We start from the raw sequence: 23565 nt of genomic DNA, 5'->3' as shown, positions 1-23565 counted from the left end.
TTTGCGCTGCCCCGCCATCCTCTCCGCGCCTGCTCACAGGTGGCGCTGTCTGTGCACAGTCACTTTCTCTCTCTACATCGAGCGAATACGCAAATAACGCTGAATATCGGGAAGCTGCTGCCTGAGCACAAGTAACAACAGCGACAGGACAATGGCGCTCATGATCCATTTGACCATCGGTAGATGCCTCCTTTCAGTCAGTGAGAGCGAGGCTCGTTCTCACGCCAGTACTATACGGTCTCAGCCGAATCCGAGCCCTGGGAGAGCTGCATGACCACCATGTCAAGGATGGGCAGCGCACGCTCCACCGCCGCCTGGACGGGGGGACTGAGTCCCATCCGCAGCCCTTCCTCTCCGGCATCGTCTGCCAGAGGAGCCGGCTCGCAACCAATCAGCAAGGTCGGAATGGGTGGCGCCCCTAGGGCCCGGGCATAGGTCAGGACGCGCACGGGATCAAGGCTATGGGCCTCTAGACCGAGCTTGCCAGACGCCAGATCGGCTGCCTGATCTGCCGGGGGAAGCAGCGGCTTGAGCAAATAGAGCGTGCCCGGACTGCCACCGCGCGGCACGGCATCGATGAGGATCAGCGCCTCGTAGCCGTCAAGAAGCGCATAGGCCAGCTCCAGACCCCGAATGCCAAAATCGACCACTTCCACCCCCGGCGGATAGCGTCCGCGCGCGCGCTGGGCCACCGCGCAGCCGAAACCGTCGTCGCCCAGAAAGATATTGCCAATGCCAGCCACCAACAGGCGACGCAGCCCCCCTCTGGTCGAGAGGGCAAAGGCTTCTTCCACAGCCTGCAGCCCTGCCTTCTCCTGCTCAGGCCGGGCGGACCGCTCATCGCAGCTCAGGCTCTGCATGGCAGCCCTCCGTCCCGCTCGTTATCTTCGTCCGCGTCGAGCGGCTCCACCTCTTCCGGGAAAAAGAAGAAGCGATGGCCAGGCAGGACACGCTCGTCCCCTTGCTCTCTGCCGGGATCATCATCGAGGGTGACGACCAGATAGAGGCGGTTCTCGAAGTCTTGTTGGATGACCTCAACGCGCCCGGTGCGCCCTTCCAGCAGCAGATCAAAGGCATCGGCCAGGCGCCCCTGACGCGAGCGTGTCGGGCAGAGGCGCACGCGCGTGCCCGCCCTCACCAGGCGCCCCGCGATAGTAATCATCTCCGGCGGCGGGTAGTCCTCTCCGGGAAAGATCCAGTCGTTGCCGTTCGCAAGGCTCATGGTTCACCCTCCCCCAGCGCACGCAGGCCGCGAATGGTGCCGTGCAGTTGCTGCCACTGCTCTGGCGTCAGACGCTCGATCTGCTCCAGCACGGTCCGCCCACGGGCATCGCCGCGGCGAATCTGCTCCTTCTCCTCATCGGTCAGGGTCATGATGCGCAAGGCCAACAGCTCATCGATCTCGGTCCCGTCGAAGAGGGCCGCCGGACTCTCAGGAGCAATCTGGGGATAGTCGTAGAGGATGATGGGCGCCGAGAGCAGGCTGTCGCGCTCACCCGGCTCGCCGACCAGGACCGGCCAGGTGCCGCTGTTGCAACAGGAAGCTACCACCTGGCGCAGCTCCTCTGGCGGCTCCATCAGGGAGACAAAGGCTCCTCCCTCCACCTGGAGAACGGTATGCGTCGAGACGCAGGCCGCGAGCAGGGCTTCGTGCGCCCGTAGCTCTGCCGGCTGCTCTACAGGGGTCGTATTCGTAATGGTGACGCGCAGCTTGTAGAGATGCGCTCGCTCGGGCACCAGCTCAGCGGCGATCGACACCTCACCGCTCAGAGCGTGCCCCTCACGCACAATGCGTCCTGATCCACTCGTTCTTTCCCCAAGCGGCTCCTCCTCAACCAGGCACCGCGCTGGAAAGGCGAAGGGCAGGCGCTGCTCAGATTGAAGCAGCCCAGGCAGCGAAAGCGCTGCCGCCCGGACTGTGCGCTCGACTCCTTCCTCCCAGACCCCGTCAAAAGGGGCGTCCTCCCAGAGTGGCGCCTCCTGGAGCCGCTCCGGCACCTCTCCCTGGCTGTGGCGCTCACCTTCGCGCCTGCAGCGCATCAGGTGCAGGAAACGCACAGAAACAGAGAGCTGCGTCTCGATCCCCAGCCCCGTCCCGGCCTCAAGCAGACACTCCGTCTGCATGCGCCAGGGTTCGACCTCGCCGCCAGCTTCGCTGTAAGCGCGTGGATAGACCACACCATAGGTCCAGCGTTGACGGTTCTTGAGAGCCGAGTGACGATACGGATAGAGCAGATAGCCCTCATAGAGCACCGCATCGGCAATGGCCTGGATCTCCTCCAACTTCCTCACTGCCTTCCCTCCTGTTCTGCCGCCTCCAGCAGGCGCTGTACGGTCTCATCCCAGGTCGGGAGTCCGTGAGCCAGTTTATAGGCAGAGAGACGATCAAAGACCTGGCGCTGCAGACGAAGCCAGGCGCTCCCGGGATAGAAGCGGGCGATCAGCTCACGCCAGCAAGCCAGTGGCAGATCAAAGGCGGCCTCTTTCGACCAGGGGATCGGAGCAACCTGGAGGCGCCCCTCCTCGCTCTCGTAGAAGATCGTGCCGCTGAAGAGGAAGCGCAGCGGAATGGCCCCCTCCTCGCCTTCCAGGGCTGCGAAATACTTGGCGCTGACCACCTCGAAATCGTAGGTGCAGGGCACCGGCAGCTCAACCTCGGTGCACTCGCTGAAGGCCGGCACGACCGTCCCGGCATGGGTCCAGAGCAGCGAGCGCAGGGTTTCGCCCCAGCGCGGTGGCTCCCCGAAGACCTCCAGCAGGCGCGCCTGAGCTGCTGGACTGTAGCGGCGGCGCGTGGCCTCGATCTGGATCTGGGTCCGCACGGCCACACTCTGCACCGGCTCCCGGGGCACCCCATTGCTGACCTGCAGCCGGAAGAGCAGCATGGGAGCGGCGGCATAGGCTGGCACCTCTGCGCCCAGGATGGCAAACTCAAGATCCGGCATCATCTTCCCCTTCCCCACGGTCCGGCGCCGTGTCTCCAACGGTGATCACCTCGGCCCGCTCTCGCAGCTCTGCGAAAAAGCTCGCCAGGACGCGCTCTAGCTCGGCGCCGCCGCTCAGGCCGCGCCAGGTGGCCCGCATCAGGCCCGTCAGACGATAGCAGGCATCGATCGGCACCAGATACGTCTCGCGGGCCCCGCGGACACGATTGATCAACAGGGCCTCCACATCGGGCAGCAGCTCCCCCAGCAGCGGATAGCGGGCGACCAGCCCCTGCCAGCCGTCGAGATCCAGCAAGGACTCCGTCGCCCCCGCTGGCCCCGGATAGAAGGCCAGCAGCCGCCCCGCAGGCGTGCTGTAGAAGAGGTAGACCAGGTTCACTGGCAAGCCCACCGCTTCCCATTCGGCATCAGTCAGCGCCAGATCGCGGAGCCAGCGATAGCGCTCGGGGATCAAGCGATACTGGCCCTGGTCAGGCTGGGCCCCAGCCCGGAAAAGCAGCGCACACGGCTCGCAGACACAGAGCGCCTGACGCCGCTCGATGGCCAACAGATGGCGATGGGTCGGCAGCAACGCGGCCCGGCATAGCTCGCAGCGCTCCAGGGGGCGGCGCTGCGGCTGACTTTCGCGCGACACGAAGCGCCGCAGCGCGCCCAAGGGGAGCGCCATCGGAGCCTGGCCGGCACGCGGCCCGCTTGTAGCACCCGCCTCCTCACGCCAGGAGAGCCGCGCCAGGTCTGGCCCCGGCCACACACTACCAACCTTCTTCATCACTACCCACTCACCCCTCTCTCACCCTGGTTCCGCTCTCCTGCGCCGCTATCGCCGCAGGAGAGCTGCCGCGCCGCCGCGGGACAAAGACCACCGGGGCCGGCGTCCTGCTCCGCGACGGCGTTGCCCCCACCGTCCCACCCTCCGCCCCAGCGATCCCCTCGATCTCCAACCCGTTCAAATCGGGAGCCACACGATACACCGCCTCTTCGATCCTCTGCCGCAGGTACTGAAGCGAGGCGGCACAACCGTGACAGCTTCCGCTCAGGCGCAGCGAGGCCACGCCATCGGCCACACCCAGGAGCACCAGATCGCCGCCGTGCCCCCTTACCACAGGCCGCAGCTCCGCAAGCGCCTGCTCCAGCCGCTCTCTGAGAGGGATGGGATGCACATCATGCAAGAGTAGCAGAGCGGCGACCAACTCATCGCGCGCCAGCAGATCGAGCAGGCGCCCCCCAGAGGAGGCCGCAGGCGTCTGCGAGCCATCCACAGCGGCCAGCAGCTCCACGATCCGCCGCAGGCCCTCGCCATAGAGCGCCAGCAAAGCCCGGACCAGCTCCTCCGCCAAGGCGCGCGCCTGAAGATCGGGCAGGCTCTCAACCTCGGCCAGCAAGCGCTCAATCTCAGCAGCCGGATGAAGCTCCTGACCTCCCTGGCGCCCCTGCACATCGCTGTGCACATCGCTACCCATAGCCTTCTCCTCCTCAATGAGCGCTGCCCGCCCCAGCACACAGCCCAGCCGCGGGTGGCGCAGGCAGCCCAGCGGGACCTCTCAGCGCCTCCATACTACGGCACGCGCCCGAAGGTCGGCGAATGCACCACCTCCAGCTCCTTGCCGTCGCCGAGATACATATGCACCCCGCAAGGCAGACACGGGTCGAAGCTGCGCACCGCCCGCATGATATCGATGCCCTTAAACTTCTCGGGACCATTCTCCTCGAAGATCGGCGTATTCTGCACCGCATCCTCGTAGGGGCCAGGCGTCCCATAGACATCGCGCACACTGGCATTCCAGGGCGTCGGCGGATAGGGGTGATAGTTGGCAATCTTGCCGTTCTCGATCACCAGGTGATGCGAGAGCACCCCGCGCACCGCCTCATGGAAGCCGCAGCCGATCGCCTCCTTGGGCACCGTAAAATCGCTCCACGTCTTCGTGCGGCCCGCGCGGATCTCGGCGAGCGCCTTCTCCACGCAATAGAGCGCCACCGCCGCCGCATAGGCCTGGAAGTAGGAACGAGCCCGATCGCGCTCCAGGGCATTGCTCCACTTCGGAATCTTCCACTCAAACTCGACCTCGGGCTTGAGCGCCGTCTTCGGCAAGCGGATCTTCACACTGTGGCCGGTCGCCTTAATGTAGCCCCCCAGATCGACCAAACCCGCCAGCGCCGTCACCCACAGGCGCGCCAGCGGCCCCCCGCCGGTATCCAGCGCCAGATACTGCCCCGTACGCTTATCGTACCAGCGCGGCGACATTACCCAGCTATACTTCCCCTTGAAATCGCGCTTCTGCGGCTTCGGGATCGTCGTCTGGTTCCAGGGATGACGCTGATCAACCGGATTACCTAGCGGATCGCGATCCACAAAGGTCCGCTCGTTCTCCCAATCCTCGTAGTAGGAGCTACCCAGCAGAATGCGGATACCCAGATTGATATCGACCAGGCTGGTCGTCACCAGCTCACCATCGACCACCACGCCCGGCGTCACGAACATCGCCCGTCCCCACTTATCCATCGTGCGATACTCGTAGTCGCAGACCTCGGGGTCCTGGAACGAGCCCCAGCAGCCGAGCAGAATGCGACGCTGCCCTACCTTTTCGTAGCCCGGCAGCGCCTGATAGAAGAAATCGAAGAGGTCGTCATGCAGCGGCACAACCTTCTTCATAAACTCCACATACTTCATCAGGCGCACCAGATAGTCGGTGAAGAGCTGGACTGTCGCCACCGTCCCTACGCCGCCGGGATAGAGCGTCGACGGATGCACGTGGCGCCCCTCCATCAAGCAAAACTTCTCGCGCGTCAGGCGGCTCATCTGCAGCGCCTCGCGATAGAACTCGCCCGTGAAGGGATTAAGCGCCCGCATAATATCGGCAATCGTGCGATAACCGTGGTCTTTGGCATGCGGAGCCTCAGTCTTCTGAGCCAGCTCCCAGACCCCAGGATTGGTCTCCCGCACCATCTGCTCACAGAAATCGACCCCGACCAGGTTCTCCTGAAAGATGTTGTGGTCAAACATATACTCCGCGGCCTCGCCCAGGTTCAGAATCCACTCGCCGAGGGCCGGCGGCTTCACCCCATAGGCCATATTCTGGGCATAGACCGAGCAGGTGGCATGGTTATCTCCGCAGATTCCGCAAATGCGGCTGGTGATAAAATGGGCATCGCGCGGGTCCTTGCCCTTCAGGAAAATGCTATAGCCGCGGAAGATCGACGACGTGCTGTAGCACTCCACCACCTGCCGCTTCTTGAAATCGATCTTGGTATAGATCCCCAGGCTGCCCACAATGCGCGTAATCGGGTCCCAGGCCATTTCAATGATCTGGCCAGGCTCAGCCGGGGCTGCCTGACGTCGCACCTCAGTGGTCATCTGCTCTCTCCTTTGCCGAACAGGCACCAGCCAGCCAGAGAGCGGAAATGGCGAGCGACACTTCCACCACTGCCGCTCCTGCCGCCATAAGCAAGCATCTAGACGAGCAAACAAGACAGGGAGACCTGCGCACAGCAGCACAGCAACCTGAGCAAAAGAAGGCTCGGGCGCCGCCGCTCGTCAGAGACGTCAGCCGTTCCCTCTCTACCAGCGTGGCTGATAGCCGGTCGCCAGCTCGCGGCCCTTACGGCGCCACGAAGGCTCTTTATTGAGCGTCGACTTTGTAATATTGCGCAGCGCCCGAATCGCGCCCCCATAGGCGCCAGCGATGCCAGTAGACAGCTTGGCGCCAGGCGGCTCATCCATGAAAGGCATAAACTTATCGGGGAAGCCGGGCATCGTGCAGCCGATGCAGATGCCGCCCACATTGGGGCAGCCACCAAGGCCGGCCATCCATCCCCGCTTCGGCACGTTGCACTGCACCACCGGGCCCCAACAGCCGAGTTTCACCAGACATTGGGGAGTGCCATATTCGGTAGCAAAGTCGCCCTGCTCGTAGTAGCTGCCGCGGTCACAGCCCTCATGTACGGTTCTGCCGAAGAGCCAGGTAGGGCGCCCGAGGTCATCGAGGGAGATCATCGGCGCCAGACCCGCCGCCTGGTAGAGCAGGTAGAGGAGCGTCTCCATGAAGTTGTCCGGTTGCACAGGGCAGCCGGGGACGTTGACAATGGGGATTCCGGCCCACGACTTCCAGCCGTGGCCCAGATAGTCGGCGAGGCCCATCGCTCCGGTGGGGTTTCCCTGCATCGCGTGGATACCGCCGTAGGTCGCGCAGGTCCCGATGGCCACCACCGCCCAGGCCTTCGGCGCCAGGCGATCGATCCACTCACAGGTCGTGATCGGCTGTCCGGTCGCCGGATCGGTGCCGAGGGCGGCCCAGTAGCCCTCTCGCTTAATGCGCTCATTGGGGATCGAGCCTTCGACCACCAGCACAAAAGGATCAAGCTCGCCGCGTTCGGCCTGGTACCACCAGGTCATAAAGCTGTCTCCGCCCAGCTCGTAGGCGAGAACAGGATTGTGCAAATAAACGCGGGGAAGTCCCGGAATCGCCCCCAGGATCACATCCTCCAGGCTTGGCTGACTGGCCGCCGTAATCGAGACCGAGTCGCCATCACAGCCCAGGCCCGCGGTGATCCAGACGATGTGGACCGCCTCCACGCGCGTCCTGGTCATAGCGGTGCCTCCTTCAACAAGAGCGCGCCAGTGCTCGCTCGCAGCCAGACCAACTCACCACGCGCACAGCCTGACTCACTGCCTGCCTGGCACGCAGACGAATACCATAGACACACGCACACGATACAGCCATCGCAGCCTTCGCTGCCGCTGGATACAGCACACATTCCGGGCTTCCTTGCACCGCTCAGCTCAGCTCAGCTCAACCTAGCCCAGCCCAGCCAACCGCCGCCTGGTAGCTCTTCCTCTCACTCCCATCCCTATATTGAGGATAGCGAGCCGCCCCAAATCGCGAGCTTCCTCGCCTCTGCACCAGAACCAGCGCACGGCAACCGCCAGGAGAGAGGGAGAAAACAGAAAGCGAGAAAATCCTTCCCGGAAAGCACAGCAAGACAGAGGCCCGCACAGATCCTCCTTCTTGCTCCGCTCCGCGCCGCTCCCCTCCTCCGCAAGGCCATCAGCCGAACAGAGTAAGCAACCCTCCCCCAGCCAGGCCAGGGCCACATGCTAGATGCCCCTCTTTCCCTTCACCTTCTGAGCAGACAGTCAGACAAGCAGAGCCGAACGCAGTCCTGGCCACCAGGGCAAGAAGCAATAAGGCATAGTAGGAGAAAACTCAGTCGGGATTCAGTTGGGCCGCCAGCTTAGAGATAGCATGAAGGGCGCGCACTACAGCGACACAGTCATGAAAGTACAAGCCAGGAAGCGGATAAGGGGTTCCGATGCAAGCAGCACAGCCGGAAAGCCCTCAGCCGGTCCGTCGTCCCACCTCGTGAGCACAAGGCGCGCTAACGATACAACGTCCAGGGACCAGCTCTTCCCTGAGAGCACTGAATGCTTCCTTGGTCTGAAGAGACTCGTGACAGAAACTTCCGCTCAGGGATGGACTTTCGCTTCTTCAGAAGAATTGTTGAGGTTCACGTCCGGCAAGCAACCCGAGACACAAACAACTATAGCATAGACAAATCACGAGAGTCAAGCCTGAATCCCTGCAAAGCAGACATTGGCGTTGCAACGCAACTGCAGCTGTCTCACATTGTTATACACTGTTTCATGCCAGGTTACATCTAAGATTTTCCTACCGGGGGACTTGACAAACGAACTGTGATCGCCTTAGTATATAGAACATGCATTCTAGGCCCATATGGGCCGGCGAAAAAGGGGAAAATACTCCATGACGATACAGCTTCGTCAGCCGCCCGGGGTGACCAGGAAGAGGCAGGCCATCACCGGGGAGGAGGAGGATGATGCCATCTACCTTACGCCGCGGCTGCCGAGCAGCACACGCCGTTATCAGCCCCTGCCACCCGCCAACGCGGACGTGGTTGGCCCGCTGAGCGGCATTACTGGCCCGCAGCCAGCGGTTTTCATCCAACGGCGGCGTGCCAGTAACCAGATGAGGCCGGAATATGGCACGACCTCCAAGGCGGTGGTGCCCGAGGGGCTGCGCACCGTGGCCCCAACGCGCATCAAGGCCCGGCGCATGGGTCGCTCTTGGGTTCTGCGCGCCTTCTTTCTGGGCCTCTTGCTGACCGCCCTGCTCGGCCTGGGCCTGGCTTACCTCGGCTCCTGGTGGCAGCTCCACCAGGAAGATGTCCAGTTTGGGCGCCCACGTACCTGGCAGATGGACGCTGTGGTTGGGCACAACGACAGCCCAAGCCATCCCACCCACTTTGTCTTTATCAATCTCAATCGACATGTTGAGATCATTGAATTTCCTGGCGGGGATGGCAACAACGCGCGCGTCTACAATGGCCCGGTGCTCTTCGGCCCCAATCAGGACCTGGTGCCGATTACCGCCGAGGTTCGCGATGTGAACGGAGACGGTCGGCCTGATCTGCTCGTCCATATCGGTGAGCAGCGCCTCGTATTGCTCAACGACGGCAGTACCTTCCGCCCAGCTACCGCTGCCGATCACATCTCCTACTGAGCCGGGCCTCAGCCACAAGCTTGCGACGCCTGTGGCTTGCCGGGGCCTTCACTGGAGGGCAGAAGCGGAGTGCCGCCCGCGCTCGCTCCGCAGGGAGCCGCCGGCACGGGTCTCGCTCCTGCCCTCTCCTCCCTCCTCCGTCGACTGAGACGCCGCTCTCCTCTCGCCAGTCTGCTCCTGCTGCGGGCGTAGGTGTGGAGAGGCCAGGCCGCCTTCATCCACCCGCAGGCTCCTGACATACTGTAGATGGGCTCGATCGTGCTCCCAGTCCTCGCGGTCCTGCTCGTCACGCTTGATGGGCGTTTCCAGCACTACCGTCAGCCCGGCCAGACGGGCATCATTGAGCAGAGCCTGCAGTCCCGCCACAGGAATCTGCCCTTCGCCTATGCGGGCATGAACATCGCGATGACTGCCCAGCGGCTGCCGACTATCGTTGAGATGCAGCACCTTGAGTCGCGCGAGACCAACCAGCTCGCTGAAGCGCTGGAGGACCGCCTCCACTCCGGCGGGCGAGCCGATATCGTAGCCAGCCCCCCACAGATGAGCCGTATCCAGGCAGATTCCCAGCCGCTCCTGCTCCTCTGGGAGGAAGGCCAGCGCAGTGGCCAGCTCCTCGAAGCGCTGCCCCAGGGTATGGCCAGCCCCGACGTCGTTTTCGAGCAAGAGGCGCACGTCCTCCGGAGCCTCGGCCAGGACCAGGCGCACGGCTTCCTGCAGGCGCGCGATGCCCAGCTCAAGGCCAGCTCCACGGTGACTGCCAATATGCACTACTACATCAGAAGCCCCTAGCAGGGCCGCCCGCCTCAGCGTCCAGGAGAGGAGCCTGACCGAGGACTGCCAGATCTCCTCACGCGGTGAAGCAAGATTGATCAGATAGGGCGCATGGACCACCAGCGGCGCCAGACCTCGCGCCCGCGCGGCCTGCGCAAACTCCTGCGCCGCCTCCTCTCCCCCAGCCGGCGGTTTCCACCCTGTGGGATTGCTGGCAAACAGCTGGATCGTCTCACAGCCCAGGAAAGAGGCAATCTCCAGCGCCCGCAGGGGCTTGCCGTTGAGTGGCATATGCCTTCCTATTCTCATCTCGCTCTTTTCTCCGCCTAGGCTTGATCTTGCGCCCTGCTCTGATCTGCTCTGCTGCTCCACATCTCGTCAGAACTCAGGGGCCGCTTTCTATGAAGATGAGGCCTCCGTCCTGGACGCCTGTCCTCCCTGGCCAGCCGAGGTGGCCGGGCCGTCGTTCAAGGGCAGCCGTTCTTGCAGGGCCTGAACGGCGCGTTGAACATCGGGCAGTCCATCGATATGAGGCAACTCCTCCAGGCTCGTCAGCCCAAACTGCTGCAAAAACTCCGGCGTCGTGGCAAAGAGAGCCGGATGGCCCACTGTCGGGGCCCGGCCCACCTCGGCGACCAGTCCGTGTTGAATCAGGCTCGCCAGGGCCCGATCGCTATTCACTCCGCGAATGGCCTCGATCTGCGCGCGCGTAATCGGCTGGCGATAGCAGATCACCGCCAGTGTCTCCAGAGCCGCCGGCGTCAGCCTGGCAGTCAATGGCAGACCCAGCAGCGCCGCCACGTAGCGCGCATTCTCAGGCGCTGTCACCAGCTGCACCTGAGTGCCTAGACGCTGCAAGCGCAGCCCACGCCGCTGCTCTTCTAAACTATGCGCCAGCGCGCGCAGGCCCGCCTGCAGCTCCTCCTCGTTGACGCCCAAGACCTTGCGCAGCTCGTGCTGCTCCAGCGGCCGCCCCGCGACAAAGAGGAGGCTTTCGATCGCTGCCGCTACACGCGCCTCATCTCCCTGCAACGCCTGTGGCAGGGCCGCTACCTCTGTCGTGCCGTTCGGCGTCTCCGCGCTCACCTCGTCCTGCCTCCGCCTAGTGGGTGAGTGAATCGCTGACTGGCTGATGACTGATTGACTTGACTCACTGCCTGAGTGACCAACTTGAGCGCCGCGCCCGCCTTCCCCCTCCCGGGAGAGGAGCGGGACGGCGCGGCCATTATATCATAGCCCCTCCTCCCAGCATAGCCGGCAATTTTGGTCCTCCTGGCCAAACTTTGATAAGAAGTCACTCAAATCTTCTTGCAATGAGCCACTCAATATGGTATAGTAACAGACAAGGTAAGACGTTGGCAAACAGAGGGAGACCAGAAGAGCCATGAAGTTAGAGCGCTTAACCGAGAAGGCCCGCGAGGCCATCACGGATGCGTCAGAGTTAGCACGGAGCTATAACCATAGCCAGATTGAGCCAGAGCATCTGCTTTATGCCCTGCTGGAGCAGCAGGGTGGCATTACGAGAGAGGTTATCCAGAAGGCTGGGGGGGACCTGGCGGCAGCGCAGCGCGTGGTGCGTAATGAGCTGGAGCGCATGCCGCGCGTCTATGGTGGGAGCGAGCCGGGTCTTTCGCCACAGCTGCGGCGGGTCCTGGAAGAGGCCTGGCGCCAGATGGGTAGCTTCAAGGATGAGTATCTGAGTGTCGAGCATTTGCTGCTGGCGCTTTTTGAGGTTGGTGGTGAGGCCATTCAGCGCGCCTTCCGCGCTGCCGGGGTGACGCGCGATACCACGCTGCGGGCACTGAGTGCGATCCGCGGTGCGCAGCGCGTGACGGATGAGAATCCCGAGGGCAAGTATCAGGCCCTGGAGAAGTACGGGCGCAATCTGACGGCCCTGGCGGCTCAGGGTAAGCTTGATCCGGTGATTGGGCGCGATGAGGAGATTCGGCGCGTTATTCAGGTGCTGAGCCGGCGCACGAAGAATAACCCGGTGTTGATCGGCGATCCCGGCGTGGGGAAGACGGCCATTGTCGAGGGCCTGGCTCAGCGCATTGTACGCGGTGATGTGCCGAAGACACTGAAGGATAAGCAGATCATCGCTCTCGATCTGGGCGCGCTGATTGCAGGTGCCAAGTACCGCGGCGAGTTCGAGGAGCGCCTGAAGGCGGTCCTGCGCGAGATCCAGAATTCCGAGGGACGGATCATCCTCTTCATCGATGAGCTGCATACGCTGGTTGGGGCCGGCGCCGCTGAAGGGGCGATGGATGCCTCGAATATGCTCAAGCCTATGCTGGCCCGCGGCGAGCTCCACTGCATTGGTGCAACGACGCTCGATGAGTACCGTAAATATATTGAGAAGGATGCCGCCCTGGAGCGCCGCTTTCAGCCAATTATGGTTGAGGAGCCGTCGGTCGAGGATACGATCAGTATCCTGCGCGGCCTGAAGCAGCGCTATGAGGTCCATCACGGCGTCCGTATCCAGGATAGCGCCCTGGTGGCGGCGGCGGTGCTCTCGAAACGCTATATCAGCGACCGCTTCCTGCCGGATAAGGCTATCGATCTGATCGATGAGGCGGCCAGCCGGCGCCGCGTGGAGCTGGATAGCACGCCGAGCGAGATCGATACTCTGGAGCGCCGCATCCGTCAGCTCCAGGTGGAGCATGAGGCCCTGAAGAAGGAGACCGACCCGGCCAGCCGTGAGCGGCGCGAGCGGGTGGAGCAGGAGATCGCTAATCTGAATGAGCAGTTGCATAGCCTGCGCCTCTCGCTGGAGCGCGAGCGGGAGCCGGTGGAGACCCTGCGCCGCCTGAAGACGGAGCTAGAAGAGGCTCAGGTGGCTCTGGAGCGAGCCGAGCGTGAGTATAACCTGGAGGAGCAGGCCCGCCTGCGCTACGGCGTCATCCCAGAGCTGGAGCGCCGCATCCGCGAGATGGAGGGGAAGCTCAGCGAGATTCAGGGCGCGCGCATGCTAAAGGAGGAGGTCGACGCCGAAGATATCGCTGAGATCGTCTCGAAGTGGACGCATATCCCGGTCGCCAGACTGATGGAGGGCGAGGTCCAGAAGCTGCTGAAGATGGAGGAGCGTCTGCGTGAGCGGGTGGTCGGTCAGGACCATGCGCTGCGCGCAGTCTCGGACGCCATTCGCCGGGCGCGTGCCGGCCTGCAGGACCCCAACCGTCCGCTGGCCAGCTTCTTGTTCCTGGGTCCAACTGGCGTCGGCAAAACAGAGCTGGCCCGTGCTCTGGCGGAGTTCCTCTTCGATGATGAGCAGGCGCTGGTGCGCATCGACATGTCGGAGTACATGGAGAAGCATAGTGTCTCGCGTCTGATCGGTGCTCCGCCGGGCTATGTCGGCTATGAGGAGGGCGGCCAGTTGACGGAGGCCGTGCGCCGCCATCCTTACAGTGTGGTGCTCTTCGATGAGATCGAGAAGGCAGCGCCCGATGTTTTCAATGTCTTGCTACAGCTGCTCGACGATGGTCGTCTGACCGATGGCCAGGGCCGCACCGTGGACTTCAAGAACACGGTCATTATTATGACGAGCAACGTGGGCACCACCTGGCTGCCCGAGCTGGAGGGCCTCGATGAGGAGGAGGCCCAGCGGCAGGTCCGTCAGCGCCTGCGCGAGGAGGGCTTCCGTCCAGAGTTCATCAACCGGATCGACGAGATTGTAATCTTCCATCCGCTGACACCCGAGCGGATCAAGGAGATCGTGGATATTCAGATCAACCGCCTGCGTCCGCGCCTGGCCGAGCGCCATATCAGCTTGCAGGTGAGCGAGGCAGCCCGTGAGCTGTTGGCGAGCGAGGGCTACGATCCTCACTTCGGTGCCCGCCCGCTCAAGCGGGTGATCCAGCGCGAGGTCGAGAACCGCCTGGCGCGCGCGCTGCTGGACGGGACGATCCGCGAGGGCGATACGCTGCAGATCGACGTCCGCGATGGCCAGATTGTGATCGAGCCGCTGCGGGCGGCGGCCCAGGTCTGAGACCGCCTGGCCGGCTGATGGGCTGGCTGGGCCCGTGCTGTCTGAGGCCAGCCGGATCGGACCGCCAGCACGAGCGGGAGAGGCCGGCTGGCTTCCCTTATTTGCAGGGGAGTGCTGACTGATGCTACCAGTGGATAGCGCCCGCAGTGTCGGGCACAGCGAAGGTTTGCTTGAGGCTTTAAGTACGATCGCTTTGCAGCTGCGGGCCTTGCACACGCTGCTGACCGGGACCGGACCGCTCGCCCCTGAGCAGCTTGCTACTGTGACCCAGGGCCTGGCATTGGTGGAGGAGGAGGTGACAACGCTGCTGACCGAGCTGCGCCTCGCCAGCACACCTTCCGCCGGGGAGGAGCCGGAGCAACAGACGGAGCAGTTGGCGGAGGCGCTGGGGCGATTGGTGGAGGAGCGCGCCGAGGCCCTGGGATCGGCCAGCCGGGTCCAGGTGACGGGCGAGGCGCGGCGGCTGTCCCCCTCAGCTGCAGTTCTGCTTTATCGCCTGACACGCGCCGCCCTGGCTACAATAGGTCATTACCGCGATGTCCACCACCTGCGGCTGACTCTGCACTATGGCCGCGAGCGGCTGCAGTTGACCCTCAGCGGCGATGGCACGGTCGCTGAGGGGAGCACAGTCGTGGCAGCACCCCCCTTCGCTCCAGGTGGTAGCAGCCAGGAGGCACTGGAGGGCTTAGGTCAGCAGCTACGTGCTCAGGGAGGCACCCTGACGATCAGTGCCACGCCTGGTCAGGGTCACCAGATCAGCGCCAGTCTGCCGTACGAGCGCCCGCCCGACTCTAGCCTTCCCGCACTCTTGCCAGCCGGCGCTGCGGAGACGGAGACACCTTCTCAGGGCCTGCGCCTGCTGGTGGTCGCTGGTCAGCCCGTGATGCGCGCCGGCTTGCGCCGCCTGCTAGAGAGCTATCCCGATCTGCAGGTCATCGGCGAGGCCGCCAGTGGCATCCAGGCCAGCGGTGAGGCGCTCGAATTGGGGCCACAAGTGGTGCTGCTCGACCTTCCTCTGCCCGAAGAGCAGGGAGTAGAGACCCTGCGTCAGATGAAGCAGCTCAGCCCCGATACCCGTATCCTGGTCCTTTCGGCCTCCAGTCGTCCCGAGCACCTTGCAGCGGCGCTGCGAGCTGGGGCCGATGGCTATCTGCTCAGAGAAGTGGCCCCCGAAGAGCTGGTCCAGGCCATCCGCGCGCTGGCCCGAGGCGAGACGGTGGTGCAGCCCCAGCTGGCAGCCCGCCTGCTGACGCGCCTGAGCCAGGGAGAGGAAGGCAGCAGCGGCAGCGGCGCTACCTCGCTGACGGCACGCGAGCGCCAGGTTTTGCTCTTGCTGGCGCGCGGCCTGCGCAATAAGGAGATCGCACGTCGCCTGCAGGTCAGCGAGCGCACCGTGAACTTCCACCTGGCCAACATCTACCAGAAGCTGCAAGTCTCGGGACGCACCGAGGCCCTCAGTCGAGCCATAGAGGAGGGCCTGCTCCCACTCGATGCCCTGGCATCAGCCGAATCTTGAGAGCAAGAGAAGGGCTGAGCAAGCGCCGCTCTGAGGTGGCCCGGTTGGCCGCCAGCAGGCCCGGATTCCTCAAAACGAGATCTTCTTCAAACCATCTTCCCACCCACCTTGTACTCTTGCATGAGAATATGCTATCCTCACCCTAAGACTGGAGGCGACTTTTTAGCGCGGCATGGGAGTCCTTTTCGCCCACCGGAAGCACAGGAGGCAAGACCGGCTGCCCCGCTTTTTGCCGCCAGGCCAGACCGCGCGGGCCACACTGGAAAGGAATACGATGCTGGCATGGCAGAGAGAAAACAGCAGAACTGGTTTATTCCCCTGCGTGTACGCCTGCGCAGCGGCAATGAGCCGACACGCCAGGAACGGAGCGTCCATCACGAGACTAACCTTGCACGGAGTAGGGCTGCTATGACTACCTTCCCCCCGCTCAATACCTCGGCGGAGCGCGAGCGCTTCGCCTCACGGCCTCAGTCCGCCGGACCCGGACCTGCAGTGCCCGCCACTGGCTCCGCCAGCGCGACCGGTACGGCCAATCCTACCACCCAGGAACAGGCGCTTTACACACGCCAGGTCAAGGAGCTGATCCGCCTGGGCAATATGCTGCGCGCAGAGCTGGGCCTGGAGGAGGTGCTTCAGCAGATTGCTGCTTCGATTACTGCCTGCACCGGCTTCCGCAGCGCGGTAATTAAGTTGCTGCAAGAGAATAGCGAGTACTTGAAAGCAGTGGCCTTCGCCGGCATCTCCTCCGAGGACCAGCGCCGCCTCATCGAGCATCCTATGCGAGTGGAGCAAATGCTGCGCCAGATGCGACCAGAGTTCCGCATCAGCCAGAGCTACTTTATTTCACATGAGCATATCCATGAGTTTGCTGATGTCACCCTGGTCGGCAATATGCCCCTCAGCGATTATCAGCCCGGTGGCTGGCATCCGCTCGACATGCTGATCGTGCCGCTCTACAGTCCACGCAAGAAACAGCTCGTCGGCTTTATCTCACTTGATGAGCCGGAGGATGGGCAGATCCCCACCTTAGAGCGCATTGAGATCCTGGAACTCTTCGCCAATCAGGCAGCGATCGCCATCGATAATGCCCAGGTTTTTGCTCAGCAAGAGGCCGAGCATCGGGCCTTACAAGAGGCTATTGCCGCCTTGCGGGCAGAGCTGGAGCCGCTGAGCCGCGGCGATCTGCGGGTCCGACTGCAAGCCCGCCATGTCTCCCTGGAGCCAGTGACGGAGGTGCTCAATACCTTGATTGAGCACCTTCACGCCACAGTCTCCGATCTCCAGAAAAGCACACGCACGCTCGATGACTACGCTCACGGACTGCAGCGAAGCGCCGAGCTGCTGGTGCGTGACGCCGATCAACAGGAGCGTCAGGTCTACCACCTCTCCCACGAGGTCGATCAACTGATGACCCTGATCCGCCAACTGGGCGAACACGCCGCCAGGCTGACACAGATGACCTCGGAGGCCCTGGATGTGACGGCTAAGGGACAGGAAACGGTGGATCGCGCCGTGGAGGGCATCCGTCAGGTACGCGAGGCAACCATGCAGTCGGCACGCCTCATGAAGCGCCTGAGCGAGAGTGGTCAGGAGATTAATGAGACAGTAACGGCCATCACTGACCTGACAGCTAGTATGAATCTGCTGGCCCTCAACGCGGCCATTGAAGCTGTGCGCGCCAGTGAGTATGGCCAGGGCTTCGCGGTGATCGCTCAGGAGATTCGCACGCTGGCAGTGCGCAGCGCCGAAGCGGCGCGCAAGGTCGCTACCCATATCCGCACAGTGCAGCACGAGACAACAGCCATTTCCCAGAGCGTGGAGCGCAATACCCAGCAGGTGATCACTCAGACCGACCTGGTCACGCAGACCGGCATCGAGCTGGATGCCATTCTGACGGTGGCTGAGCAGATCGCCGATCTGGCCGACGTGATCCACGTCGATACGGAACGCCAGAGCAAAAGCTCGCAGCTGGCTGTCGCTTCGGTAGGGGAGATGTCTCGTATGAGTACAGAACTCAACGAGCACTTGCAGCACAGCAAGCAGGCAGTTGATGCGATGGTTGGCTTAACCGAGGGCCTGCGTCGGCGCCTGGCACCGTTCAAGGTACAAGAAGAGCTGTGAAGCAGGTGGGGTGAGCCGGGCGCTTCGGCGGTTGCCTCAGCCCCCGACGGAGCAGAGGCCACGCGCTCCGCAAATCTGTTTCTCTTGCCAGCTCAGAAGTCAGAGAGAGCAGCGTGGCCAGAGGACAGGCTGAAGCTAGGCGCGGCTGGGCCTGGCCTGCGTCATCCGGGTTGATGCAGGGTCCCAGGGGCCGTTTCAAGCAGCATTGAAGCGCTCTTCGCCTCAGCGCAGTTAAGCATGACGATACCACAACTGGTCCCAGGCTTGCCAGAAGGTTGCGGCTGTCGAGCTCACCGTCCGCGGTCCAACAATCTCCACGCCTTGACGGCCCTTGAAGTCACTCACCCGTTCAGGTCCGGCCAGCTCGACCTTGAAGGTGACCGGACTGGTGGTCGGTTTGTAGGGCTTGGGCCAGTTGCGTGTGCTCAGCGCTCGCGCTACCCCCATTTCGATCAGCGAGCAGGCATCGCGCGGCGCCATATGGACAGCTGAGAAGCAGCTCAGTCCACGCTTAACCTCGGCAGTAACTACCTGGGGGCCGAGCAGGGCTGTCACCTCGCGGCAGGTGGCTGCGTCACCGGAGACAAAGACGGCGGGCACATCCCAGCAGCCAGCGATGGCAGAGAGAATGCCACTCTCTCCAACGCGCGTCTCGTTGATCCAGGCATTGTACCAGGCCTCGGAAGAAACGGTGTGGCAGAGCACTCCGTCAGGTGTGCCAGCCATTGCATGGGCCCCGACAAAGAGAATGGCGTCACAGCCGCGCTCGAAGGCTTCGATGTAGCGCGCCCAGGGATGACCCAGCACATATTGCGCGCCAGACTCCAGACGCTCCGGGAGAAAGCTTTTGAAGTTATGCGCGCCTCCAGCCCCGTGGCAATCCACAACCGTGATTTCGGTGGCGCCGGCAGCACGCGCCCCGCGCACCGCTGCGTTCATCTCGTCAGTGTAGAGTCTGCGCGCCTCCTCATACAGCGAATGACCCGCTGTGACCTGCTCCCAGTGCTCAATGCAGGCCACCCCTTCCATATCACAAAAGATAACGATCCGCATAGGGAAGCTCTCCCTCAAGCGATGTAGAATCGCTTACACATACTTACTACATATGCCTGTCTGTCTCACATTGATCCTCTCTATATATGACGTAGCAAGATACTAAAAAGCCAAAAAAGTAACGCTCACTCCTATCTTCCTACGACGACCTCCGCCCTCTCTTCTGTGGAAAGCGATGAATGGGTCGGGCCCGCGCGGGCCTTCCCTCCCTGGTCTACCGCTCAGCGCTGTCCCCGCTGGCGCTGGGCATATTTGCGCTCCAGTTCCTCCAGGCGGCGACGCTGGCGGGGGCTCAGCTCATACTCACGATAGAGGCGGCGCCCGATCTTCCAGCCGAAGTAGCCGCAGATGATGGCGGCCACCAGAGCGACCAGAGCCATCGTCACTCGCAGGAGCGCGCCGTTGAAGAGATCGGTGAGCGGTGAGCCGATGAGGCGCGCAGCCACAGGCAGAGAGAGGCTCAGCAGGAGGCCGACAGTCACGCCCAGACAGCAGCCCAGCGGACCACCATTTGTTTCCCACTCTTCTGTGGCCGCACTTCCTGGCGCGGACTGTCCAGCCTCAGTCTCATTGACACCGGCCTGGGGAGCCGCTTCGGAGACAGCGGCCTCCCCGGCTGTCTGGTTCTGCCTGTCCGGCACCCGAGCGGATTCTGCGCGGAGCTGTTCCGGGTCATGGTTCACATCCGACATCGCGCCCCTCGCCGTCCTCCTCAGAAGGTTCCAAACTGCCGGTCGCCGGCATCGCCCAGGCCCGGCAGGATAAAGCCGTAATCGTTCAGGCTCTCATCAAGAGCGGCAATATAGATGTCGATATCTGGATGAGCCTGCGAGAGCCGCAGCAATCCATAGGGGGCGGCGATAATGCCCACATAGCAGATGCGTGGAATATGCCGCTGCTTGAGGATCGAAATGGCATCGATCGCCGAGCCTCCAGTGGCCAGCATAGGATCGACGGCGTAGCAGACCTGCAGATTGACCGTACTTGGCAGCCGATTATAGTACTCCTGGGCCTGGAGTGTCCGCTCATCGCGCCGCAGACCCAGATGCCAGACCTGGGCATCGGGGATGACCTCGCGGAAGCCCTCCGCCAGTCCCAGACCAGCGCGGAGAATCGGTGTAATGCCAATGCCGCCGGCCAAACGTTGACCGATGGTTTTCTGGAGTGGCGTCTCAACTTCGACCGGCTCCAGCGAGAGATTGGCCGTGGCCTCGTATGCCAGCAAGGCCCCGATTTCCTTCACCAGGCGATAGAATTCGGTGGGCGGCGTGCGTTTGTCGCGCAGGGCGGTCATCTTATGCGCCACCACCGGGTGGTGAGATATATGGACACGCGGTAGATTGAGGACCTCTTCCCGACGAGGCTGCGGCACTCCCTGCATTGGGAGCACGGGCTGTTCTTCGCTCCGCGTACCAACTTCTGTCATCTTGCCTTCTCCTTCATGCTCGTGGCGGAAGAAAAGTGGCCTGTATGGTTGCCTTCATGCCATTCTATCAGAGATAATTGAGGGCGTCGAGAGTGTCCCATCCCGCCTACCAAGTGCCAGCCAGTCGCTCAATGAGGGGCTGGCGACTGGCAGAGCGGAGCCAGCACTTGTGCCCTGCCTGCAGCACCGCTTTAGCGGTTCGTGGGCCTGCCACAGGAATGGATAGGATAACCCCAGGGATGGCCTGCATCGCACATCTGTGCCGCACGCGAGCGAGCGAGCAAGCAAGCAAGCAAGCAAATAGGCGAACGCGCAAGCCGTGGCGGTGAGCAACTCAGGCAGGCCGTCAGTGAGCAGATCGGCCAACGACAGGAAGCTCGTCAGGCAGCGGGCAGGGCTGGCCTGGGACCTGGAAGTACGTGCAGTGAAGGCAAGCAGGTCACGAGAGCTAACCAACTGTGCTATACTAGCCTCATGGTCGTGGGAGTCTGTCAAATCACATTGCATCTGCCGTCGTGCCACTCGTTGAAAGCCAAACGGCAGGTTCTGAAATCGATTATGGCGCGCGTGCGCAACCAGTTCGAGGTAGCGATTGCCGAGGTGGATGGGCATGACCGCTGGCAGATCGCCTACCTGGGGCTATCTTACGTGAGCACCAGCAGCCAGCATGCCGAAGAGGTCCTTGATCATGTCTGGCGCTTCATCGAAGAGACACGCCCCGATGTGATCGTGACCGACGCCAGGACCGAGATTATGAGCTGGTGATGGTGATGCCCACCCCTGCCAGGCTCGCCTGACCAGGCTGAGTACTTACAACAGGCACTATGTCAGTAGAGCAAGTGGAAAGCACGCCCAGCCAGAGCCGGGGAAGCCCTCGTTTTGTCTCTGTGCTCGGCGTGCGTATCGATTGCGTTACGCAGGAGGAAGCCCTCACCTTTATTGAGGAGCAGATGCGCCGCCGGCGCGCCAGTGGCAACCGCCTGCCCTGTCGTCAGGTCGTGACGGTCAATCCTGAGTTCGTGATGGAGGCCCGCCGCAACCCGGCCTTTCGCCAGGCCATCAACGAGGCGGCTTTGAACGTGCCCGACGGCATCGGCGTGGTCTGGGCAACACGCTATTTGGGCCAGCCCGCGCCCGAGCGCATCACAGGTACCGACCTGATTCCAGCCCTGGCGGAGCGCTGCGCCGCCCACGGCTATCGTCTCTATTTACTGGGTGCCGCTCCCGGTGTGGCCGAGGCCGCCGCCGCTCGCCTCTGTGCGCGCTTCCCCGGCCTGCAGATCGCCGGTACCTATGCAGGTTCGCCCGCACCTTCCGAGGAGGAGGCGATCCTGCAGCGTCTGGCCGCCGCTCAGGCCGACCTGCTCTGCGTGGCCTACGGTGCGCCAGCTCAGGAGCTGTGGATCTGGCGCAACCTGTCACGCCTGCCGGTAGCCGTGGCCATAGGCGTTGGCGGCGCCTTCGACTTCCTTTCGGGCCGCAAGAAGCGGGCGCCTCGTGCCTGGCAGCGTCTGGGCCTGGAATGGCTCTACCGCCTCTATCACGAGCCGTGGCGCTGGCGCCGGATGCTGGCACTGCCCCGCTTTGCACTGGTGGTAATCTTCAAGGGACGAGGAAGGCATTCAGAGGCATGATGCAGGAAGAGCTTGGCACCAGCAGGCTTGCACGCCTGCGCGCTCTTATTTCAGCCTTCGCCGGCAAGCGCGTGCTGGTCATCGGCGATATGGTCGCCGATGAGTATTTGATCGGGCGCCCAACGCGCATCGCTCGCGAGGCTCCCGTCCTGATCCTTGAATTGAGCGAAGAGCGCACTATCCCAGGCGGCGCTACCAATGTGGCTGTAAACGCACGTGCCCTGGGCGCGGAGGTCTTCCTGGCCGGTGTGGTCGGCGATGACGCCCCCGGTGCCCGCCTGCGCCAGGCCATTCGCGATTGGGGCATCCACCAGGAGGGCCTCCTGACCGACCAGCGCCGCCCAACTTCTACGAAGACACGCATTTTGGCCGGTAGCCCGCAGGTAGTGCGTCAGCACATCGTGCGCCTGGATCGCGTCGATACATCGGAGGTCACTGAACCCTGCAAGAGCCAGATCATCGCCTATATTCAGCACATGCTCCCCTCGATGGACGCGGTCATGGTCGCCGATTACGAGAACGGCGTGATCAGTCCCGATATCATTGCCGCCTGCCTGCCCCTGGCACGTGAGCTGGGCAAGATCATCGTGGTGGACTCACATGGCTCGCTCTTCCGCTTCCAGGGCGTCACCGCTTTGACCCCCAATCAGCCGGAAGCCGAGGCGACGCTGGGGATGACGATCCACGACGAGGAGGAGCTAAACGAGGCCGGGCGGCGCCTGCTAGAGGGCAGTCAGGCCCGCGGCGTGCTGATCACTCGCGGAAGCGAGGGGATGAGTCTGTTCGAGGTCGGCAGGGAACCACTGCACCTGCCGGTCTATCGCCTGAACCGCCATAGCAGCGAGGTGGTCGATACCAACGGTGCCGGCGACACAGTGGCCGCGACCTTCGCGCTGGCCCTGACCGCCGGCGCTACGATGGCTGAGGCGGCTTTTCTCTCGAACGTGGCCGCCGCTCTGGTCGTGCGTCGCCTCGGCTGCGCCAGCAATACGCCAGAAGAACTGATGGATGCTCTGCATGAGTAATGGAGGAGAACCTAAGCTGACAACGCAGGGCGGCAGCGCTCGCCCTGCCGAACCGGCCCCGTCAGCGGGCTACCCCGGCTCGCCTCTGGCGACGCGCGCCAAGATGGTGGAGCGCGCGCAACTGGCTGCCCTGGTGCGTCAACGTCAAGAAAGCGGTGAACGGGCGGTCTTCACCAATGGCTGTTTCGACCTGCTCCACCTGGGCCATGTGCGCTATCTTCAGGAGGCCCGTGCCCTGGGCGATTTTCTGATCGTTGGTCTCAATAGCGATGAGAGTGTGCGGACCCTCAAAGGTCCAGGGCGGCCTCTCGTACCCCAGGAGGAGCGGGCCGAGATTCTGGCGGCTCTGGCCTGCGTCGACTATGTGACTATCTTCGGCGAGCCAACGGCCTGCGATCTGGTGGCCCTGCTTCGCCCGGCCATCTATGTCAAAGGGGGTGACTATGCCGCTTCTCCGGTCTCGCCCTCGGCCAGCGACAGCACGCCCGATCTCGCCCGCCTGCCGGAGGCCCGGGTAGTCCAGAATTACGGCGGCAGCGTCCACCTGATCCCATATCTGGCACACCATTCGACG

At 63.1% G+C, this 23565-nt stretch carries 22 protein-coding genes; 8 read left to right on the top strand and 14 right to left on the bottom strand.

The genetic code is table 11. From position 1 onward, the window contains the following. Positions 1-72: 72 nt before the first annotated feature. The 9 genes from BGC09_RS23610 to BGC09_RS11805 form a co-directional block, all read right to left on the bottom strand. Complete coding sequence (locus BGC09_RS23610; protein ID WP_439959666.1) at positions 73-177, bottom strand: DUF6893 family small protein; 105 nt, start codon at positions 175-177, stop codon at positions 73-75. Positions 178-230: 53 nt separating this feature from the next. Next, on the bottom strand, positions 231-860 hold the full coding sequence (locus BGC09_RS11835; RefSeq protein WP_084658521.1) for a hydrogenase maturation protease: 630 nt from the start codon (positions 858-860) through the stop codon (positions 231-233). Next, complete coding sequence (locus tag BGC09_RS22210; protein ID WP_084658519.1) at positions 848-1222, bottom strand: hypothetical protein; 375 nt, start codon at positions 1220-1222, stop codon at positions 848-850. The genes BGC09_RS11835 and BGC09_RS22210 overlap by 13 nt, the downstream gene beginning before the upstream one ends. Further along, entirely contained in the window at positions 1219-2292 is a 1074-nt protein-coding gene (locus BGC09_RS11830) for a hypothetical protein (protein ID WP_084658516.1), read from the bottom strand. The genes BGC09_RS22210 and BGC09_RS11830 overlap by 4 nt, the downstream gene beginning before the upstream one ends. Beyond that, positions 2289-2948 carry a DUF6084 family protein gene (locus tag BGC09_RS11825; RefSeq protein WP_218104034.1) on the bottom strand — a complete coding sequence of 220 codons (660 nt, stop codon included), beginning with the start codon at positions 2946-2948 and terminating at the stop codon, positions 2289-2291. The genes BGC09_RS11830 and BGC09_RS11825 overlap by 4 nt, the downstream gene beginning before the upstream one ends. Next, positions 2932-3714, bottom strand: coding sequence for a DUF5947 family protein (locus tag BGC09_RS11820; RefSeq protein ID WP_218104033.1), 783 nt, complete (start codon positions 3712-3714; stop codon positions 2932-2934). Before BGC09_RS11820 ends, BGC09_RS11825 begins: the two co-directional genes overlap by 17 nt. 10 nt (positions 3715-3724) lie before the next feature. Continuing rightward, entirely contained in the window at positions 3725-4405 is a 681-nt protein-coding gene (locus tag BGC09_RS11815; RefSeq protein ID WP_069804197.1) for a NifU family protein, read from the bottom strand. Positions 4406-4500: 95 nt separating this feature from the next. Continuing rightward, positions 4501-6297: a nickel-dependent hydrogenase large subunit gene (locus tag BGC09_RS11810; protein ID WP_069804196.1), complete on the bottom strand. Its 1797-nt coding sequence runs from the start codon at positions 6295-6297 to the stop codon at positions 4501-4503. A gap of 204 nt (positions 6298-6501) precedes the next feature. Beyond that, complete coding sequence (locus BGC09_RS11805) at positions 6502-7530, bottom strand: NADH-quinone oxidoreductase subunit B family protein (RefSeq protein ID WP_069804195.1); 1029 nt, start codon at positions 7528-7530, stop codon at positions 6502-6504. A gap of 1174 nt (positions 7531-8704) precedes the next feature. Here BGC09_RS11805 and BGC09_RS11795 point away from each other — a divergent pair. Beyond that, entirely contained in the window at positions 8705-9460 is a 756-nt protein-coding gene (locus tag BGC09_RS11795) for a hypothetical protein (protein ID WP_069804193.1), read from the top strand. 48 nt (positions 9461-9508) lie between these two features. Here BGC09_RS11795 and BGC09_RS11790 read toward each other — a convergent pair whose 3' ends face one another. After that, positions 9509-10540 (bottom strand): deoxyribonuclease IV, encoded by a 1032-nt coding sequence (locus BGC09_RS11790; protein ID WP_084658513.1) that lies wholly within the window; start codon positions 10538-10540, stop codon positions 9509-9511. 90 nt (positions 10541-10630) lie between these two features. After that, the gene (gene scpB, locus BGC09_RS11785; RefSeq protein WP_069804191.1) at positions 10631-11317 is read right to left on the bottom strand and encodes an SMC-Scp complex subunit ScpB; all 687 of its coding nucleotides are present in this window, start codon (positions 11315-11317) and stop codon (positions 10631-10633) included. A 298-nt stretch (positions 11318-11615) separates the two neighbouring features. On the opposite strand from scpB, the gene clpB reads away from it, so the two are divergent. The 3 genes from clpB (at position 11616) to BGC09_RS11770 (ending at position 17853) form a co-directional block, all read left to right on the top strand. After that, on the top strand, positions 11616-14216 hold the full coding sequence (gene clpB / locus BGC09_RS11780; protein WP_069804190.1) for an ATP-dependent chaperone ClpB: 2601 nt from the start codon (positions 11616-11618) through the stop codon (positions 14214-14216). Between the two features lie 121 nt (positions 14217-14337). Further along, a complete protein-coding gene (locus BGC09_RS22205; RefSeq protein WP_084658510.1) occupies positions 14338-15732 on the top strand; it encodes a helix-turn-helix transcriptional regulator in 1395 nt (464 codons plus the stop codon). A 282-nt stretch (positions 15733-16014) separates the two neighbouring features. Next, the gene (locus tag BGC09_RS11770) at positions 16015-17853 is read left to right on the top strand and encodes a methyl-accepting chemotaxis protein (protein WP_069804189.1); all 1839 of its coding nucleotides are present in this window, start codon (positions 16015-16017) and stop codon (positions 17851-17853) included. A 231-nt stretch (positions 17854-18084) separates the two neighbouring features. Here BGC09_RS11770 and BGC09_RS11765 read toward each other — a convergent pair whose 3' ends face one another. The 3 genes from BGC09_RS11765 to upp all read right to left on the bottom strand — a co-directional run bounded on the left by BGC09_RS11765 (position 18085) and on the right by upp (position 20287). After that, positions 18085-18906: a M55 family metallopeptidase gene (locus tag BGC09_RS11765; RefSeq protein WP_069804188.1), complete on the bottom strand. Its 822-nt coding sequence runs from the start codon at positions 18904-18906 to the stop codon at positions 18085-18087. A gap of 221 nt (positions 18907-19127) precedes the next feature. Next, entirely contained in the window at positions 19128-19598 is a 471-nt protein-coding gene (locus tag BGC09_RS11760; RefSeq protein WP_069804187.1) for a hypothetical protein, read from the bottom strand. Positions 19599-19618: 20 nt separating this feature from the next. Then, on the bottom strand, positions 19619-20287 hold the full coding sequence (gene upp, locus BGC09_RS11755; protein WP_069804247.1) for a uracil phosphoribosyltransferase: 669 nt from the start codon (positions 20285-20287) through the stop codon (positions 19619-19621). Positions 20288-20806: 519 nt separating this feature from the next. Here upp and BGC09_RS11750 point away from each other — a divergent pair. The 4 genes from BGC09_RS11750 to BGC09_RS11735 form a co-directional block, all read left to right on the top strand. Further along, on the top strand, positions 20807-21097 hold the full coding sequence (locus tag BGC09_RS11750; protein WP_069804186.1) for a DUF503 domain-containing protein: 291 nt from the start codon (positions 20807-20809) through the stop codon (positions 21095-21097). Between the two features lie 59 nt (positions 21098-21156). Further along, on the top strand, positions 21157-21966 hold the full coding sequence (locus BGC09_RS11745; RefSeq protein ID WP_069804185.1) for a WecB/TagA/CpsF family glycosyltransferase: 810 nt from the start codon (positions 21157-21159) through the stop codon (positions 21964-21966). Beyond that, positions 21963-22991, top strand: coding sequence for a bifunctional heptose 7-phosphate kinase/heptose 1-phosphate adenyltransferase (locus tag BGC09_RS11740; RefSeq protein ID WP_084658504.1), 1029 nt, complete (start codon positions 21963-21965; stop codon positions 22989-22991). Before BGC09_RS11745 ends, BGC09_RS11740 begins: the two co-directional genes overlap by 4 nt. Next, positions 22984-23565: adenylyltransferase/cytidyltransferase family protein (locus BGC09_RS11735; RefSeq protein ID WP_218104031.1), on the top strand; the 582-nt coding region annotated here is incomplete at its 3' end. The genes BGC09_RS11740 and BGC09_RS11735, both read left to right, overlap by 8 nt.

The sequence above is a fragment of the Thermogemmatispora onikobensis genome (genome assembly GCF_001748285.1).
Taxonomy (GTDB): domain Bacteria; phylum Chloroflexota; class Ktedonobacteria; order Ktedonobacterales; family Ktedonobacteraceae; genus Thermogemmatispora; species Thermogemmatispora onikobensis.
Note: the sequence above shows the minus strand (reverse complement) of the source record. Positions and strands in the feature narration are given on the sequence as shown.

What these genes read in the sequence shown, in the direction of transcription:
- BGC09_RS23610 (WP_439959666.1), bottom strand. Translation starts at nt 177, where the DNA reads ATGGTCAAATGGATCATGAGCGCCATTGTCCTGTCGCTGTTGTTACTT.
- BGC09_RS11835 (WP_084658521.1), bottom strand. Translation starts at nt 860, where the DNA reads ATGCAGAGCCTGAGCTGCGATGAGCGGTCCGCCCGGCCTGAGCAGGAG.
- BGC09_RS22210 (WP_084658519.1), bottom strand. Translation starts at nt 1,222, where the DNA reads ATGAGCCTTGCGAACGGCAACGACTGGATCTTTCCCGGAGAGGACTAC.
- BGC09_RS11825 (WP_218104034.1), bottom strand. Translation starts at nt 2,948, where the DNA reads ATGATGCCGGATCTTGAGTTTGCCATCCTGGGCGCAGAGGTGCCAGCC.
- BGC09_RS11820 (WP_218104033.1), bottom strand. Translation starts at nt 3,714, where the DNA reads ATGAAGAAGGTTGGTAGTGTGTGGCCGGGGCCAGACCTGGCGCGGCTC.
- BGC09_RS11815 (WP_069804197.1), bottom strand. Translation starts at nt 4,405, where the DNA reads ATGGGTAGCGATGTGCACAGCGATGTGCAGGGGCGCCAGGGAGGTCAG.
- BGC09_RS11810 (WP_069804196.1), bottom strand. Translation starts at nt 6,297, where the DNA reads ATGACCACTGAGGTGCGACGTCAGGCAGCCCCGGCTGAGCCTGGCCAG.
- BGC09_RS11805 (WP_069804195.1), bottom strand. Translation starts at nt 7,530, where the DNA reads ATGACCAGGACGCGCGTGGAGGCGGTCCACATCGTCTGGATCACCGCG.
- BGC09_RS11795 (WP_069804193.1), top strand. Translation starts at nt 8,705, where the DNA reads ATGACGATACAGCTTCGTCAGCCGCCCGGGGTGACCAGGAAGAGGCAG.
- BGC09_RS11790 (WP_084658513.1), bottom strand. Translation starts at nt 10,540, where the DNA reads ATGAGAATAGGAAGGCATATGCCACTCAACGGCAAGCCCCTGCGGGCG.
- clpB (WP_069804190.1), top strand. Translation starts at nt 11,616, where the DNA reads ATGAAGTTAGAGCGCTTAACCGAGAAGGCCCGCGAGGCCATCACGGAT.
- BGC09_RS22205 (WP_084658510.1), top strand. Translation starts at nt 14,338, where the DNA reads ATGCTACCAGTGGATAGCGCCCGCAGTGTCGGGCACAGCGAAGGTTTG.
- BGC09_RS11770 (WP_069804189.1), top strand. Translation starts at nt 16,015, where the DNA reads ATGGCAGAGAGAAAACAGCAGAACTGGTTTATTCCCCTGCGTGTACGC.
- BGC09_RS11765 (WP_069804188.1), bottom strand. Translation starts at nt 18,906, where the DNA reads ATGCGGATCGTTATCTTTTGTGATATGGAAGGGGTGGCCTGCATTGAG.
- BGC09_RS11760 (WP_069804187.1), bottom strand. Translation starts at nt 19,598, where the DNA reads ATGTCGGATGTGAACCATGACCCGGAACAGCTCCGCGCAGAATCCGCT.
- upp (WP_069804247.1), bottom strand. Translation starts at nt 20,287, where the DNA reads ATGCAGGGAGTGCCGCAGCCTCGTCGGGAAGAGGTCCTCAATCTACCG.
- BGC09_RS11750 (WP_069804186.1), top strand. Translation starts at nt 20,807, where the DNA reads ATGGTCGTGGGAGTCTGTCAAATCACATTGCATCTGCCGTCGTGCCAC.
- BGC09_RS11745 (WP_069804185.1), top strand. Translation starts at nt 21,157, where the DNA reads ATGTCAGTAGAGCAAGTGGAAAGCACGCCCAGCCAGAGCCGGGGAAGC.
- BGC09_RS11740 (WP_084658504.1), top strand. Translation starts at nt 21,963, where the DNA reads ATGATGCAGGAAGAGCTTGGCACCAGCAGGCTTGCACGCCTGCGCGCT.